Source organism: Streptomyces sp. NPDC026589 (assembly GCF_040638385.1).
Classification (GTDB): Bacteria; Actinomycetota; Actinomycetes; order Streptomycetales; family Streptomycetaceae; genus Streptomyces.
Genome location: NZ_JBEZYG010000017.1, coordinates 17561 through 32149 on the forward strand (window position 1 = coordinate 17561; position 14589 = coordinate 32149).

Annotated in this window: 14 protein-coding genes; 10 read left to right on the forward strand and 4 right to left on the reverse strand. The window is 72.5% G+C overall.

Translation table 11 applies throughout. From position 1 onward, the window contains the following. Positions 1-16: 16 nt before the first annotated feature. Positions 17-409 carry a peptidase inhibitor family I36 protein gene (locus AB0F29_RS27145; RefSeq protein WP_361876948.1) on the reverse strand — a complete coding sequence of 131 codons (393 nt, stop codon included), beginning with the start codon at positions 407-409 and terminating at the stop codon, positions 17-19. Positions 410-604: 195 nt separating this feature from the next. Beyond that, positions 605-2224: an MFS transporter gene (locus AB0F29_RS27150; RefSeq protein WP_361876951.1), complete on the reverse strand. Its 1620-nt coding sequence runs from the start codon at positions 2222-2224 to the stop codon at positions 605-607. Between the two features lie 127 nt (positions 2225-2351). On the opposite strand from AB0F29_RS27150, the gene AB0F29_RS27155 reads away from it, so the two are divergent. The 7 genes from AB0F29_RS27155 to AB0F29_RS27185 all read left to right on the forward strand — a co-directional run bounded on the left by AB0F29_RS27155 (position 2352) and on the right by AB0F29_RS27185 (position 10375). Beyond that, entirely contained in the window at positions 2352-3005 is a 654-nt protein-coding gene (locus tag AB0F29_RS27155) for a TetR family transcriptional regulator (RefSeq protein WP_361876954.1), read from the forward strand. Positions 3006-3129: 124 nt separating this feature from the next. Next, positions 3130-4338, forward strand: coding sequence for an alpha/beta hydrolase (locus AB0F29_RS27160; protein ID WP_361876957.1), 1209 nt, complete (start codon positions 3130-3132; stop codon positions 4336-4338). Positions 4339-4424: 86 nt separating this feature from the next. Continuing rightward, positions 4425-5390, forward strand: coding sequence for a DUF4429 domain-containing protein (locus AB0F29_RS27165; protein ID WP_361876960.1), 966 nt, complete (start codon positions 4425-4427; stop codon positions 5388-5390). A gap of 263 nt (positions 5391-5653) precedes the next feature. After that, positions 5654-6991 (forward strand): sensor histidine kinase, encoded by a 1338-nt coding sequence (locus tag AB0F29_RS27170; protein WP_361876963.1) that lies wholly within the window; start codon positions 5654-5656, stop codon positions 6989-6991. Beyond that, entirely contained in the window at positions 6988-7680 is a 693-nt protein-coding gene (locus AB0F29_RS27175) for a response regulator transcription factor (protein WP_361876966.1), read from the forward strand. The genes AB0F29_RS27170 and AB0F29_RS27175 overlap by 4 nt, the downstream gene beginning before the upstream one ends. Before the next feature lie 320 nt (positions 7681-8000). Next, complete coding sequence (locus AB0F29_RS27180) at positions 8001-9149, forward strand: alpha/beta hydrolase (protein WP_361876969.1); 1149 nt, start codon at positions 8001-8003, stop codon at positions 9147-9149. Next, complete coding sequence (locus AB0F29_RS27185; protein ID WP_361876972.1) at positions 9146-10375, forward strand: acyltransferase; 1230 nt, start codon at positions 9146-9148, stop codon at positions 10373-10375. Before AB0F29_RS27180 ends, AB0F29_RS27185 begins: the two co-directional genes overlap by 4 nt. 71 nt (positions 10376-10446) lie before the next feature. Here AB0F29_RS27185 and AB0F29_RS27190 read toward each other — a convergent pair whose 3' ends face one another. Together AB0F29_RS27190 and AB0F29_RS27195 are read right to left on the reverse strand one after the other, a co-directional pair. Further along, entirely contained in the window at positions 10447-11472 is a 1026-nt protein-coding gene (locus AB0F29_RS27190) for an aldo/keto reductase (protein ID WP_361876975.1), read from the reverse strand. Next, on the reverse strand, positions 11472-11972 hold the full coding sequence (locus AB0F29_RS27195; protein WP_361876978.1) for a MerR family transcriptional regulator: 501 nt from the start codon (positions 11970-11972) through the stop codon (positions 11472-11474). Before AB0F29_RS27195 ends, AB0F29_RS27190 begins: the two co-directional genes overlap by 1 nt. A 199-nt stretch (positions 11973-12171) precedes the next feature. Here AB0F29_RS27195 and AB0F29_RS27200 point away from each other — a divergent pair, with 199 nt between their 5' ends. From AB0F29_RS27200 to AB0F29_RS27210, 3 genes are read left to right on the forward strand one after another with little or no spacing between them, the layout of a single operon-like run. After that, on the forward strand, positions 12172-12465 hold the full coding sequence (locus AB0F29_RS27200) for a small hydrophilic protein (RefSeq protein ID WP_217229582.1): 294 nt from the start codon (positions 12172-12174) through the stop codon (positions 12463-12465). Positions 12466-12496: 31 nt separating this feature from the next. Next, positions 12497-13879 carry a HAMP domain-containing sensor histidine kinase gene (locus AB0F29_RS27205; RefSeq protein WP_361877267.1) on the forward strand — a complete coding sequence of 461 codons (1383 nt, stop codon included), beginning with the start codon at positions 12497-12499 and terminating at the stop codon, positions 13877-13879. Next, complete coding sequence (locus tag AB0F29_RS27210; protein ID WP_265601872.1) at positions 13876-14535, forward strand: response regulator transcription factor; 660 nt, start codon at positions 13876-13878, stop codon at positions 14533-14535. Before AB0F29_RS27205 ends, AB0F29_RS27210 begins: the two co-directional genes overlap by 4 nt. Positions 14536-14589 lie beyond the last annotated feature (54 nt).

Below are 14589 nucleotides of genomic sequence, written 5' to 3' on the forward strand. Positions count from 1 at the left end.
TCCGGCGTGTCCGGGCTCAGTTCTCCCAGATCTTGAAGGCCCGTACCTGGTACGGGGACCGGGGCGTCCAGGTGCCGCCGCCGGGGTACGTCTCGAACTCCCCCGTCTCGGCGCACTCGGCGGACTGGTAGGTGGTGACGGGCCGCCCGGTGCGGTTGGCGAGGGACTGGGCGTCGCCGCCCTTCGGCAGCGGGACGCAGCTCTCGATGTCCACGCCGGAGAGCTCGAAGGTGTGGCGGGCCCCGGTGAAGTCGGGCTTCTTCCAGAGGCAGAGCCTGCCCGCCTCACAGGCCCCGAGGGCGACGCCCGGGGACCGCTCGGGGGCTGCCGCCGCCCGGTCGTGGGCCAGGGCCTGGGGGACGAGTGCGGTGACGGCCAGGGCGGCCGCCGCGAGGACAGTCGTACGCATGATGGATCAACCCCCGTGGTTGGTCGGTGTTCGCTTCCGCCGCTCACTCTGTGTCACCGGGCGTGGTGTGCGGAAGGGCTGCCGGGTGGCGCCACTCTGATAGGCGAGAGCCCCGCCGAAAGGATTCGGCGGGGCTCCGGCCTGCGCTGTGTTGACGATCTGCGCCGCTTCGGGCGTCAGATGCCGCTTCGGGCGTCAGATGTGGCCGACCCCGGCTCCCGCCTCGGCGTTCTCGCCGCGCTTGGTGAGGGTGGCGACGAAGGCGGCGATCACGGCGACGATGCCCGCGACCGTGAAGGCCAGGCCCATGCCGGACATGAACGTGTCGTGGATGACGCCGCCGATGGTGTCGATGACGTCCGGCGTCATGTTGGGAGCCTGGGCGAGCGCCTCGGTCGGCACTATGCCGAACTCGGCGGCCTCCTCCAGCTTCGGGTCGGGTGCCCCGGGCAGACCCGCGCCCGCCCAGTTGTCCGCGAACTCGGAGCTGACCTTGGAGGACATGACCGCTCCGAGGACGGCGGTGCCGAGCGCGCCGCCGACCTGCATGGCGGCCTGCTGGAGACCGCCGGCCACGCCGGACAGCTCCATGGGCGCGTTGCCGACGATGACCTCGGTCGCGCCGACCATGACCGGGGCGAGCCCGCAGCCGAGCAGGGCGAACCAGAGCGACATCGCGAAGGTGCCGGTGGAGTCGGTGAGCGTGGTCATGCCGAACATCGCGGTGGCCGTGCAGACCATGCCGCCGACCAGCGGGACGCGGGGGCCGAACTTGGTGATCAGCAGGCCGGCGACCGGCGAGGAGACGATCATCATGGCGGTCAGCGGCAGCAGGTGCAGACCGCTGTCGACCGGGCTGAGGCCGTGGACGCCCTGGAGGAAGAACGTCACGAAGAAGAGGCCGCCCATGAAGGCGAAGGCCATCAGCATCATGAGGACGACACCGGCCGTCAACGGGACGGAACGGAACATCCCCAGCGGAACGAGCGGTTCCTTGACCTTGGTCTCCCAGAGGCCGAAGGCCAGGAAGAGCAGGATCGCGAGGCCGAGCCACGCCCAGGTGCGGCCGTCGCCCCAGCCCCAGGACTCACCGGCCTTGATGATGCCCCAGATGAGGGAGAACATCGCGCCCGAGAGCAGCACGATGCCGAGGACGTCGAAGGAGCGCGGCGCGTTGGCGGCGCGGTGGTCCTTGAGGATCACCAGGCCGAAGACGAGCGCGATGATGCCGACCGGCACGTTGATGAAGAAGACCGACTGCCAGCTGACGTGCTCGACGAGCAGACCGCCGACGATCGGGCCGCCCGCGGTGGACGCGCCGATGACCATGCCCCAGATACCGATCGCCATGTTCAGCTTCTCGGCGGGGAAGGTGGCGCGCAGCAGGCCCAGGGCGGCCGGCATCAGCAGGGCGCCGAAGAGGCCCTGGAGCACGCGGAAGAGGACGACCAGGACGATCTCCTGGGAGAAACCGATCGCGGCGGAGGAGATCGCGAATCCCGCGATACCGATCAGGAAGGTCTGGCGGTGGCCGAAGCGGTCGCCCAGCTTGCCCGCGGTGATCAGGGCGACGGCGAGCGCCAGGAGATAGCCGTTGGTGATCCACTGGACGTCGGCGAGCGAGGCGCCGAGGTCCTTTTGGATCGCGGGGTTCGCGATGGCGACGATGGTGCCGTCGAGGGCGACCATCATCACGCCGAGGGCGACGGCGAAGAGGGTCAGCCAGGGGTGGCCGCGAAGCCCCTTGACCGGGGCGGGTACTGCGTTGTCTTCCGGCTCTCGCGGCGCCTTCTCGACGGTGGTCTGACTAGTCATACGGCGAGACTAGTGACAGCCACTGACAGTTGACAAACCAATTCACAAGACAGTAACTGTCACGTAGCTCACACGTAGCGCACAGGTATGCTGAGCTGGACAAACACGGGAAAAGAGGAACCGGTACGTGACCGACGGGCAGACAGTCGAGCCCCGAGCCGGCCTGCGTGAACGCAAGAAGCAGCGCACCCGGGACGCCCTGGTACGCGCCTCCCTCGAACTGTTCACCACCCAGGGGTACGAACGCACCACCGTCGACGAGATCGTCGACGCCGTGGAGGTCTCCCAGCGCACCTTCTTCCGCTACTTCGCGAGCAAGGAGGACGCCACCTTCGCCGTGCAGGAGATGGTCGAGTCCCGCTTCATCGAGGAGCTGCGCCGCCGTCCCGCGGACGAAGCCCCCTTCGAGGCCATGCGCCGGGCGGTGCTGTGCGCGTGGAGCAGCATCGGCGAGGCGATCGAGGAGGTCGTCACCGTCGATCTCCATATGCGGACCTACCAGATGATCGAGTCGACCCCCTCCCTGCTCGCCGCCCACATGCGGCGCGGGGTCGCCCTGGAGAACCAGATCGCCCTGCTGATCGCGGACCGTGAGGGGCTCGACGTGGAACAGGACCCCCGGCCGCGGGTGGCCGTCGCCGCGTTCTCCGGGGTGATGCGGGTGACCGGTCAGCTGTGGGGGCGGGGGCTCGACCCGAGTGTGGAGGCACTGCGCGACCTGACCGAGGAGTACCTCGACCAGCTCGCCCCGGCCCTCGCCCGGGACTGGCGTCGGACGTAGGAGTAGCGCGGCCACCAGGCTGTGGTGACCCTGTGTGAGAAATCCGTGATGAATCCTTCGCGGACGGGTGATGTACCTCACCTGGATCACGGGGGTCGGCACGCGTCTCCTAGGGTGTGGCGCAGTGACTTCCTTCGACACCTCACCCACGTTGGCCGCATGGCGCGCTCTGCTCGCCGTGGCGGTGGTGTTCGTGATGCTGGCGACGACGGGCTGGAGTGCCGTCCGCGATCAGCACTCCCGCGGGGAGCGCGAGCTCGCGCTCGCCTCCTGGGCGAGGGACCGGATAGCGGGCCGCTCGCTGCCGGACGCCGACGCTCCCGCCTACCGGCTGGCCCACTTCTTCGCCACCCTCACCTCGGGACAGCGGATCGCCCTCGCGGGCAAGCACCCGTCGGTGGTGGGGAATCTGAACGGCGCTCCGGTCGCCCTGCGCTACCACGCCAACCGGGTGGCCCTCAGACAGGCCGTGGCCGTGGAGAGGACGCGGGCGCACGACGAGAAGCTCTCGCCGGACGGGCGCGGTGAGGCGGAGGCCCGTCTCGGCCGGTTCCGGTCGATGCTCGCGGGTCAGCGCCAGATCCTGGCCTTCGACCCCTCCGGGAGGGGCCGGGCGGCCGAGGTGTTCGGGAATCTCGACCGGGCCGCCCGGGTCTCCGTCGTCGTTCCGGGCGTCGACACCCATCTGCTGACCCTGGAGCGCAGCACTCGCGCGTACCGGGCCCCCGTCGGCATGGCCAGGTCCCTGTACGACGCGGAGCGCTCGGCCTCCCCGGGCACGCGCACGGCCGTCATCGCGTGGGCCGACTACACCTCTCCGGCCGGTCTCGGCATGGACGCGGCGCTGGGCGGGCTCGCGGCGAACGGCGCGATCCGGCTGAACGCGATGGTCGGCGCGCTGCCCGGCGCCTCGAAGGTCTCGCTGTTCTGCCACAGCTACGGCTCCGTGGTGTGCGGGGTGGCCGCGCACCGGGCCCATGACCGGGTGGCCGACATCGCGGTGGCGGGCAGCCCCGGCATGCGGGCCGCCAACGCCGGACAGCTGGGAACCGACGCCCGGATCTGGGCGACGCGGGACGGGGACGACTGGATCGGGGACGTACCCCATCTGGAGTTCGGCGGGATCGGTCACGGGGCCGACCCGGTGGACCCGGCCTTCGGCGCGCGGATCGTCTCGGCGGCCGGCGCAGCCGGGCACAGCGGTTACTTCGAACCGGGCACCGAGAGCCTGGACAACTTCGCCGCCATCGGCGTCGGAGCGTACGGATCGGTCAGCTGTGCGCGTGCCGACAGCACGTGCCACAGCGGTATTTCCGGTGGGCGGGACGGCTGACGCGCGTAGAGGTCGGTGTCGGGCGGATTAATAGCGACTTGCTCCGAGGGGGGACGCGGGCGACTGTGCCGCATACGATGAGGCACATGGGTGATGTGCTGGCCGGAATTCATGCCACCTGGGAGTTCGACACCGACTCCGTGCTCATCCGCTTCGAACGGGGCATCCGCACACCGAAGCTCTTCCAGAGCCTGCGGGAACGCCGCATCCCGTATGCGGCCCTGTCGTCGGTGACGCTGACCCCCGGCAAGCGGGGCACGGTGGTTCTGCGTGCCGTGCCGAGAGCGGGTGCCGATCCTCTGGTGGAGGCTGCCTCCGGGCAGCTCAAGGAGGGGTGCGACCCCTATCGCCTGGTGCTTCCGGCGGAGCGGGAGGTGCTCGCCGAGTACTACGCGGACGAGCTGCGGGCCCTGCTGGACCCGGCGTCCGGCGAGAGCGCCGACCGGTTCCTGGTGGCGGCGCCGGATCCCCCCATGCACTTCAAGGCGTACGACGGCCGCGCCAGCTTCGACGGCGAGCGCATCTCCTTCCGGTGGTCCTGGACCGGGGCCTCCAGCGCCAAGTGGAAGGCCGGCGACCAGAGCTTCCGGGTGAGCGAACTGGCCGGAATCGTGTGGCGCTCGCCCGAGGCGCTGGACGGCTATCTGCGTCTGGTGCCCCGTGCGGCGGGCCCGGTCGACCACCGCGCCGGCGGCAGTCTGGGCGATCTGCACGGTCCCGGCGGCTGCGGAGGCCCGGACGGCGGGGCGCCCGCAGGCGGGCCCGCCGAGCCTCCGGTCGCCACCGCGGACAAGGATCCGGCGGCCGTGCTGTTCGGCCTGGGCTACGGGCCGGTGCACGAGTCGCTGCCCTTCGCCGCCGCCGTCCTGGAATCCGTACGCCGGACCCAGCCCGCGCCCGCCGCCTCCGCCCCGGTCCTGGTGAACGCCGGGCGGCGCGATCCGGCGGACATCGCCGAGCGGATACATCACCTCGGCGAGCTGCATCAGGCCGGACTGGTGACGGACGCCGAGTACAGCGCGAAGAAGGCCCAGCTGCTCGCGGAGCTGTGACCCCGCGCCGGGCCCCGCCGGGCATGGGCCCGTGGCCCGCGCCGGGAGGGACCCGTTTCCCCGGGCCCGCGCCGGGAGGGATCCGTTTCCCCGGGCCCCGCGCCGGGAGGGATCCGTTTCTCCTGGCCCACGCCCGGCAGGGGACACGCGCCTCCTGGCGCGCCGGGAGGCGACCCCGTACCGGGGTATGAGGCGGACCCGCCGAGGATCGCGACCCCGGTATGACGCCCCGCGCCCCCGGGCCTGCCTAGGCTGACCGGGCCATGTCCACTTCCCCCGCCGGGCCCCCGCCGCCCGCTGACGGCCTGCTGAGCGCCGCCCGCCGCAATCTGCGCGAGCTCGCCCACGGGCTGTCCCACGCGTCCCATCCGTCCACCCCGCTGCTGGCGGAGGCCCCGAAACGGTGGCAGCGACTGCTGCCGTACGTCGTGGTGCTCGCCCTGACCGCGACCTTCATCCCGGTCACCATCAACGTCCTGACCTCGCAGTACGGCGTGCCGGGTGCACTGGCCGGGGCCCTCGGGGTGGCCCAGTCCGCCCCCCTGCTGATGCTGGCCCACCGGCCTCTCCAGGCGTGGTGGATCATCTTCCCCGCCGACATCGTGGGCGCCCTGGTGCTGCTGGCGAACCCCGACGAGCGGCACGAGGTCTGGCCGTGGACCGCCCCGGCGCTGGTCGCGTACCTCTTCCTGCTGCTGGCCCTCGGTCTGCGCGAGACACGCCGGACCCTGGTCGGCGTCTGGCTGGCGACGGGCGCGGCCGGCCTGGTGCTGCATCTGATCGCGCCGGCGGACCGCAACACCGGCAGCGCCCTGCTGCTGCCGATCCTCGGCGCGGTGGTCCTCGTGATCGGCGGCGCCGTACGGGAGCGGAGCGAGGCGACACGGCGGCTGGCCGAGCAGGAGACGATCAGCGAGGCGGAGCGGGCGCAGCGCACGCTGCTGGAGGAGCGGACCCGGATCGCCCGTGAGCTGCACGACGTGGTCGCGCACCACATGTCGGTGATCACCGTGCAGGCCGACTCCGCTCCGTACCGGATCTCCGGGCTCTCGGAGCCCGCCCAGGAGGAGTTCGCCTCGATCGCGGCGGCCGCGCGGGAGTCCCTCGGTGAGATGCGGCGGCTGCTGTCGGTGCTGCGCAGCGACGGCACCGAGGGCGACCGGGCGCCGCAGCCGGGCCTGGACCGGCTCCAGCAGCTGGTGGAGGCGACGGTACGGGCCGGGCTGCCGGCGGAACTGTCGCTCGCCGCGGAGCTGGGCGAGGTGCCGCCGGCGGTGGATCTGTCGGCGTACCGGATCGTGCAGGAGGCGCTGGCCAATGTGGTGCGGCACGCGCCCGGGGCGCGCACCCAGGTCTCGGTCCGGGCCTCCGGGGGCCATCTGAACGTCCTGGTCGTCAACAGCCCCGCGCCGAAGCCCGCCGCTCCGCTGGAGAGCACCGGAACCGGGCACGGGCTGGTGGGGATGCGGGAGCGCGTACGGTTGACCGGCGGCACGCTGGACACCGGGCCGCTGCCCGACGGCGGGTTCCGGGTGGCCGCCCGGATGCCGCTGCCTCCGGCCGTGTCGCCGTCCGCCCCACCCCCTTCGGAGGATCTGTGACCATTCGCGTGATCATCGTCGACGACCAGGCCATGGTGCGGGCCGGATTCGCGGCGCTGCTGGCGGCGCAGAGCGACATCGACGTGGTGGGCGAGGCGGCGGACGGCCGCCAGGGCGTCGCCGTCAGCCGCAACCAGCATCCCGACGTCGTCCTGATGGACGTGCGGATGCCGGAGATGGACGGACTGGCCGCCGCGCGCGAGCTGTTGAACCCGCCCGTGGGGGTGGTGCACCGGCCGAAGGTCCTGATGCTCACCACGTTCGACGTGGACGACTACGTGTACGAGGCGCTGCGCGCCGGCGCGTCCGGGTTCCTCCTGAAGGACGCCCCGCCCGCCGATCTGATCGCGGCGGTACGGGTGGTGGCGGCCGGGGACGCGCTGCTCGCGCCCTCGGTGACCCGCCGCCTGATCGCGGACTTCGCGGCGCAGCGGCCCTCCGGGGCGACGCGCGGCGGCCAGGCGCTCCGGCTGAACGGGCTGACCCCGCGCGAGAGCGAGGTCCTGGAGCTGATCGCCCGGGGGCTGTCGAACCAGGAGATCGCGGGGCGGCTGGTGCTGGCCGAGCAGACCGTCAAGACGCACATCGGGCGGGTGCTGGCCAAGCTGGACCTGCGGGACCGGGCGCAGGCGGTGATCTTCGCGTACGAGTCGGGGCTGGTGACGCCGGGGGACGCGGCGGGGGTGTAGGAGGCCTTCGCCGTACGGCGCTCCGCGCGCACGTGAGCCGCCCTCGCCGTGCGGGGCTTTCCGGGCCGTGCCGCCCCAGTCGTACGGCATTGCGCGAGCCGTGAGCCGCCGTTTCCGTACAGCCTGCGCGAGCCGTGAGCCGCCGTTTCCGTACAGCACTGCGTGGGCGTGCCGCCCCCGCTCCGGGCCTACGCATCGTCCACCCCCTACCCCGGTATCACCTCGCGGTTGGCCCTCCGGTGTGACGCCCCCTCACCCGTCCTCTTCCTACCTTCCTCCCGGTCGCACCGGTCGGTGCGGATCCGGAGAGGGAGGGCACGATGCGTCGATACGCGAGGACCGTGGTCGCGTTCGCACTGGCCACCAGTGTGGTGGCGGGGACCGCGGGCTGGGTCTCGGGAGATGCGCAGCAGGCGCTGACCGGGCCGCCGCCGGGCAGTGCGCAGTGGCGGGCGGACCGGACGCTCGGGACGGGGCTGCCCGATCCGGAGCGTGACACGCCTGCCGAAGTCGCCGCGTTCTTCGCGGGGTTGAGCGACGGCGAGCGGCAACTCCTCCTCGGGCGCCATCCGTCCGTCGTCGGGAATCTCGACGGGGCGCCCCTCGAACTGCGCTACCGCGCCAACTCCCTCGCGCTGGCCGCCGAGGACGACCCCCGCTACCGCTCGCTCGCCGCCCCCGGCCGCCAGATCCTCGCGTTCGACCCGCGCGGACGCGGCCAGGTCGCCGAGGCCTTCGGGGACCTGCGTACGGCGCGCCGGGTCTCGGTGGTGGTGCCCGGGTCCGACAACGACGCCGGGACCTTCGACCGGAAGGCCGCAAGCCACGGTGCCCCGGCCGGCATGGCCAGGACCCTGCACACCGCGGCCGGCCCGGGGACCGCCGTCATCGCCTGGGTCGGGTACACGACCCCGGTGGGCGTCGGCATCGACGCGGCCACCGGCGGCCTCGCGGAGGCGGGGGCCGGGCGGCTGACCCGGTTCACGAAGGGGCTGACGGCAGACGGGCTGCCCGCGCCGGCCGTGTTCTGCCACAGCTACGGCTCGGTGGTCTGCGGCCTGGCCGCGCACCGTCTCCCCGCCACCGACCTGGTGGTCCTCGGCTCCCCCGGGATGCGCGCCGACGACGTGGGCGGGCTGCGGACGAGCGCCCGGGTCTGGGCGGCGAAGGACCCGACCGACTGGATCGACAATGTGCCGAACGTGCGCTTCGCGGGCCTCGGTCACGGGGCGGACCCGGCCGATCCGGCGTTCGGCGCCCGTCGGGTGCCGGCGGACGAGGCCCGGGGGCATGCCGGCTACTTCGAGCCCGGGACGGATTCGCTGCGGACCTTCGCCGCCATCGCGCGCGGCAAAGCGGCGGGAGCGGCGGAATCGGCGGATGCGGCCCCGGACGCGGCGGAACCGGACCCGGCAGAAGCCGTCTCGGCGCTGGAGGCCGTCCCGGCCGGGGAAGGAGTGGCCCGATGAACGCCCTGCTGGAGAACGGCCGGCGGCTCGCGGCCCGTATCGACGCGTCCACCCCCGCCCACCGTGACCGGGCGATCGACGGCCTGCGCGCGCTGGCGCTGCTCGCCGTGCCGCTCGGTCACTGGATGCTCGGCGGGTTCCGGCTGGACGCCGACGGCCTGCACAACGCGAGCCCGCTCTCGACGTTCGCCGGTCTCGCACCCGCGAGCTGGGTGCTCCAGATGCTGGGCATCTTCTTCCTCGTCGGGGGGTACGCCTCGGTGCTCTCCTTCCGCCGCCGGACCTCGACGACGGCCGCCTGGCTGGGCGGCCGGCTGGCCCGCCTCGGCCGGCCGGTGCTCGGAGTGACCGCCGTGTGGGCGGTACTGCTGGCGGTGCTGTCCGCGCTGGGCGTGCCCGGCGACACCCTGCGTACGGGGTCGACGCTGGTGATCCAGCCGCTCTGGTTCGTCGGGGTGTACACCGTGGTCACGGCGCTCACCCCGGTCTGCGTCACGCTGGCGCGGAAGCTCGGCGGGTGGGCCGCGCTGCCCCTGCTGGCGTCGGTCGCGGTGGTGGACTTCCTGCGCTACGGGCCGTTCGCGGAGGCGGTGCCGTCGTGGCTGAGCATGCTCAACATCCTGCCCGGCTGGCTCTTCGCGTATCAGCTGGGCGTGTCCTGGGGCGAGGGGCGGATCGGGAGGCGCGGGGCCCGGCTGCTGCTGATCGGCGGCGGGGTGCTGTTCGCCGCGCTGCTGCTCGCCTTCCACTACCCGGCGTCGATGGTCGGCGTGCCGGGCGAGGCGCGGACGAACTCGCATCCGCCGTCGCTGCTGGTGGTGGCCCTGGCGGCGGCGCAGAGCGGGGCGGCGATCCTGCTGCGCGACCGGCTCGGGCGGCTGTTGCGCGAGCCGCTGCTCTGGGCGCCGGTCGTGGTGTTCAACCTGTCCGCGATGACGATCCTGTGCTGGCACCAGACCGCGATGCTGGCCGCCGCCGTACCGGCCTCGCTCGCCGGGGCGGGGACGGCGGTGGCGGGGCTGACGACCGCGCCGGACACGGTGGGCTGGATCCTCGCCCGGATCGCCTGGCTGCCGGTGTTCGCGGGGCTGCTGGTGCTGATCGCCCGGTACGCGCGCCACTTCGAGGCCCCGTGGCAGGCCGGCACGCGCGCCGCGAACGCCCGCCGTGCGCTGGCGGGGCTGCTCGCGGCGGGGTTCGCGGTGTTCGCACTGGGGCTGGCGTGAGGCACCGCCCGGGGCGCCCCTCCGTCGTCAGGAAGTTCATGAACCAGGCGATGACCGCGTACGCGTCCCGGCTACTCCCGCGCCGCCGACGTACTGCTCATGTCCGGGTAGCGGTCCCCCGCCACCCGGCCCGCGATCGGCTCCAGCACGGCCAGCTCGTCCGCCGTCAGGGTCAGCCTCGTCGCCGCCACGTTCTCCAGGAGGCGGCTCGGCCTGCGGGTGCCGGGGATCGGGACCACGTTCAGCCCGTGCACCTGGGCGCGCTGCTGGACCCAGGCGAGGGCCACCTGCGCGGCGGTGGCCTCGTGCGCGGCGGCGATCCTGTGGACGGGCTCCAGCAGGGCGGCGTTCGTGCGGGCGTTGTCGCCGTTGAACCGGGGCTGGCGGGCCCGGAAGTCGTCCGCGGCGAGGTCCTTGCCCGCGTCGGTGAAGGAGCCGGTGAGGAAGCCCCGGCCGAGCGGTGAGTACGGGACGAGCGTGACGCCCAGCTCCACCGCCGCGCCGAGCGCGCTCTTCTCGACGTCCCGGCTGAAGAGGGACCACTCCGACTGGAGGGCGGCGATCGGGTGCACGGCGTGCGCCTCGCGCAGCTCGGGGCCGGTCACCTCGCTCAGACCGAGCTGCCTGACCTTGCCCTGCTGGATCAGTTCCGCCATCGCGCCGACCGATTCGGCGAACGGGACGGCCGGGTCACGGCGGTGCATGTAGTAGAGGTCGATGACGTCGGTGTTCAGCCGGCGCAGGCTCGCCTCGACGGCGGTGCGGAGGTACGCGGGGTCGTTGCGGATGGCCCGGTAGTGCGGGTCCTCGGTGCGGACCATCGCGAACTTGGTCGCGAGCGTGATCTCGTCCCGGTGGGCCCCGACGAACGGCGCGAGGAACTCCTCGTTGGCCCCGCGCCCGTAGGTGTCGGCGGTGTCGAGGAGTGTGACGCCCGCCTCCAGGGCCGCGCCCAGGGTGTCCCGGGCGGAGACCTCGTCGGTGTCACCGTAGAACTCGCTCATGCCCATGCAGCCGAGGCCCTGGACGCCGACCCGCGGTCCACCGGCACCGCCCAGCTCGACGGTGGCGAGCGTGTTCCTGTCGTGGTCGGTCATCAGGCGCTGTGCCTTTCCGGCGCCCTGCGGGCGCCCGCGTAGAACTCGATCTTGTGGTCGAGGACGGCGAGGGTGTCGTGGAGCTCCGCGATCCGCGTGATCACATCGCGGCGGGTCGCCTCCAGCAGTTCCTGCCGTGCCTCGAAGGTGGACGCGCCCTCGCGCAGCAGTTCCGCGTACCGCACCATGTCGGCGACGGGCATCCCGGTCAGCCGCAGCTTGCCGACGAAGGCCAGCCAGTCGAGGTCGCGGTTGCTGAAGCGGCGCTGGCCGGTGTGCGAGCGGTCGACGTGGGGCATGAGCCCGATGCGCTCGTACCAGCGCAGCGTGTGCGCGGTGAGTCCGGTGAAGGCGACGACCTCGCTGATCGTGTAGCTGTCCTGGCCCGCGGGGCGCGGGTGAGGCGTCGGGGCGGCCGCGCAGGCGTCCACCGCCGGCGAGGGCGGCGGATGTGCGATGGTCGCGGGAGTGCTCCGGGAGGTTCTGTCGATCACCGTCATGTCCTCCACGCTAGATCCTTGGAGTGCACTCGAAGCAAGAGGGAACGGCTCGGAGCGCGAGGAATGGCTCGGAGCGAGCGGGAACGGCGGGGCTTCTCGGGCCGGGCATTCCCACAGAGGGACGGAAAGCACACCCGAAATGAAGGATTGTTCATCTTGGCTTCATCTTCGTACCGTCCGGGACAGTCAGGGTGAATACATGGCTTTCTCACCTCGTCTGGCGGCCCTGGCAGCCGTCGTCGCCGTGCCCCTCGGCATAGCGGCCACCAGCTATGCCATGACCGACACCTCGGAAGCGCCGAAGGTGCCTCCCACCGTCCAACTGGAGGAGAGTCCGCGCGGCACACCGTCGCCGAGCGGTGTCACGTCGCCGACCGACGCCCCGACGCCGAGCGGCTCCTCCTCTCCGTCCCGTACACCGGACAGCTCCGTCGTTCCGGGCCCCTCGGCAGCCGACGACGATGACGACGACGACTTCGGCGATGACGGTTAGCTTTCCGAGGATCTCCGCCCGCGTACGGATCATGCTGTGGTTGCTGGTCGTGATGGCGGTCGCGCTGGGCGCGGTCGCCGTCACCGTGCGTTCGATCCTCCAACGGGACGTGGACCACCGCATCAGCCAGCTGCTCACCCAGGAGACCGGCGAGTTCGCGAACTTCGTGCCGCAGGGCGTGGACCCGGACACCGGCGGCCGGTTCGACACCGTGGAGAAGCTGCTCCGCATCTATCTGCAACGGCAGTACGCGGACCCCGACGAGGAGCTGCTGGGCCTGACCGGGGAGCCCGGCACCAAACCCGGCGTCATCCGGCAGCGCCGGGAGCTGCCGGAAGACATCGCCCTGTGGCCGGACACCGACGCGTACACCAGGATTTACGCCTCCAAGGACTCCTTCGGGACCCTGGAGCGCCCGCAGGGCGACGTGCGCTGGGCCAAGGTCGTCATCGGGCCGTCGGCGGGCAAGCAGCCCGGCGCGTTCGTCGTCGCCTTCCACCCGGAGCGCGAACGGGCCGTCGCCGACAAGACGTTCTGGACGCTGCTCGCCCTGTCCGGTGTGGCGCTGCTGATGACGACCGGGATCGGCTGGGCCGTCGCCGGTCGCATCCTCGCGCCCGTCCGGCTCGTCCGCACGACGGCGGCGGAACTGACCGAGCAGGACCTCACCCGGCGCATCCCCGTGGAGGGCCGCGACGACATCGCGGCCCTCGCCGAGACGTTCAACGCGATGCTCGACCGTCTTGAGCGGGCGTTCGCCGCGCAGCGGGTCTTCGTCGACGACGCCGGGCACGAGCTGCGCACCCCCATCACCATCGTCCGGGGCCACCTGGAGCTGATGGGCGACGACCCGGCGGACCGGGAGGAGACGGTGCGGCTGGTCACGGACGAGCTGGACCGGATGAGCCGCATCGTCGAGGACCTGCTCCTGCTCGCGGGGGCCGAGCGCCCCGACTTCGTGCGCCCCGAACCGGTCCAGCTCGCGGAGCTGACCGCCGACGTGTACGTGAAGGTGCGGACCCTCGGCGACCGGGAGTGGCAGCTCGACGGCGTCGCGGACCTCGAAGTGCGCCTGGACGAGCAGCGGATGACCCAGGCGATGGTGCAGCTCGCGCAGAACGCCGTCCAGCACACCGTGCCCGGACAGCGCATCCGGATCGGCTCGCGGGCCGAGGACGACCGCGTCGAGCTGTACGTCGCCGACCACGGGCCCGGGATTCCGCCGGAGGACGCCGAGGTGATCTTCGAGCGGTTCCGCCGGGGGACGTCCCGGCGCGGTACCCGCACGAGCGGCGCGGGGCTCGGCCTCGCCATCGTCAAGGCCATCGCGGAGGGCCACCACGGCCGCGTCGAACTACGCCGGACCGAAGGCGGCGGAGCCACCTTCGTACTCACGCTGGAGACCGCCTCATGAACCGCATCCTGATCGCCGAGGACGAGGAGCGCATCGCCTCGTTCGTCCAGAAGGGGCTGCGCGCCAACGGCTTCACCACGGTCGTCGCCGAGGACGGGGACCTGGCGCTGAGCCACGCGCTGTCCGGCGGGTTCGACCTGATGGTGCTCGACATCGGCCTGCCCGGCCGGGACGGCTTCACCGTGCTGCGGGAGATGCGCGAGGCGCGCGTCACGCTGCCGGTCATTGTGCTCACCGCCCGCGACTCGGTGCGGGACACGGTGGCCGGGCTGGAGGGCGGGGCCGACGACTGGATGACGAAGCCGTTCCGCTTCGAGGAGCTGCTCGCCCGGGTACGGCTGCGGCAGCGCACCGCCGCCCGCGCGCCCGAGGTCACCATGTTGCGCAGCGGCAGCCTCGCCCTGGACCTGCGGACCCGCCGGGCCCGCGCGGGCGAGCGGACGGTGGATCTGACGGCGCGCGAGTTCGTGCTGCTGGAGATGTTCCTGCGCCACCCCGGCCAGGTGCTGTCGCGCGAGCAGATCCTGTCCCATGTGTGGGGGTACGACTTCGACCCCGGCTCCAACATCGTGGACGTCTATGTGCGCGCGCTGCGCCGGAAGCTGGGCGCGGAGCGGCTGGAGACGATCCGGGGCATGGGCTACCGCCTGCCCTGAGCCTCTGTCCCCTCCTGCCCTCACCCCCGGCCCCGACCTCGGCCGGAGCCCCGT

What these genes read in the sequence shown, in the direction of transcription:
- AB0F29_RS27165 (WP_361876960.1), top strand. Translation starts at nt 4,425, where the DNA reads ATGGGTGATGTGCTGGCCGGAATTCATGCCACCTGGGAGTTCGACACC.
- AB0F29_RS27205 (WP_361877267.1), top strand. Translation starts at nt 12,497, where the DNA reads ATGCTGTGGTTGCTGGTCGTGATGGCGGTCGCGCTGGGCGCGGTCGCC.
- AB0F29_RS27190 (WP_361876975.1), bottom strand. Translation starts at nt 11,472, where the DNA reads ATGACCGACCACGACAGGAACACGCTCGCCACCGTCGAGCTGGGCGGT.
- AB0F29_RS27200 (WP_217229582.1), top strand. Translation starts at nt 12,172, where the DNA reads ATGGCTTTCTCACCTCGTCTGGCGGCCCTGGCAGCCGTCGTCGCCGTG.
- AB0F29_RS27195 (WP_361876978.1), bottom strand. Translation starts at nt 11,972, where the DNA reads ATGACGGTGATCGACAGAACCTCCCGGAGCACTCCCGCGACCATCGCA.
- AB0F29_RS27170 (WP_361876963.1), top strand. Translation starts at nt 5,654, where the DNA reads ATGTCCACTTCCCCCGCCGGGCCCCCGCCGCCCGCTGACGGCCTGCTG.
- AB0F29_RS27180 (WP_361876969.1), top strand. Translation starts at nt 8,001, where the DNA reads ATGCGTCGATACGCGAGGACCGTGGTCGCGTTCGCACTGGCCACCAGT.
- AB0F29_RS27185 (WP_361876972.1), top strand. Translation starts at nt 9,146, where the DNA reads ATGAACGCCCTGCTGGAGAACGGCCGGCGGCTCGCGGCCCGTATCGAC.
- AB0F29_RS27145 (WP_361876948.1), bottom strand. Translation starts at nt 409, where the DNA reads ATGCGTACGACTGTCCTCGCGGCGGCCGCCCTGGCCGTCACCGCACTC.
- AB0F29_RS27150 (WP_361876951.1), bottom strand. Translation starts at nt 2,224, where the DNA reads ATGACTAGTCAGACCACCGTCGAGAAGGCGCCGCGAGAGCCGGAAGAC.
- AB0F29_RS27210 (WP_265601872.1), top strand. Translation starts at nt 13,876, where the DNA reads ATGAACCGCATCCTGATCGCCGAGGACGAGGAGCGCATCGCCTCGTTC.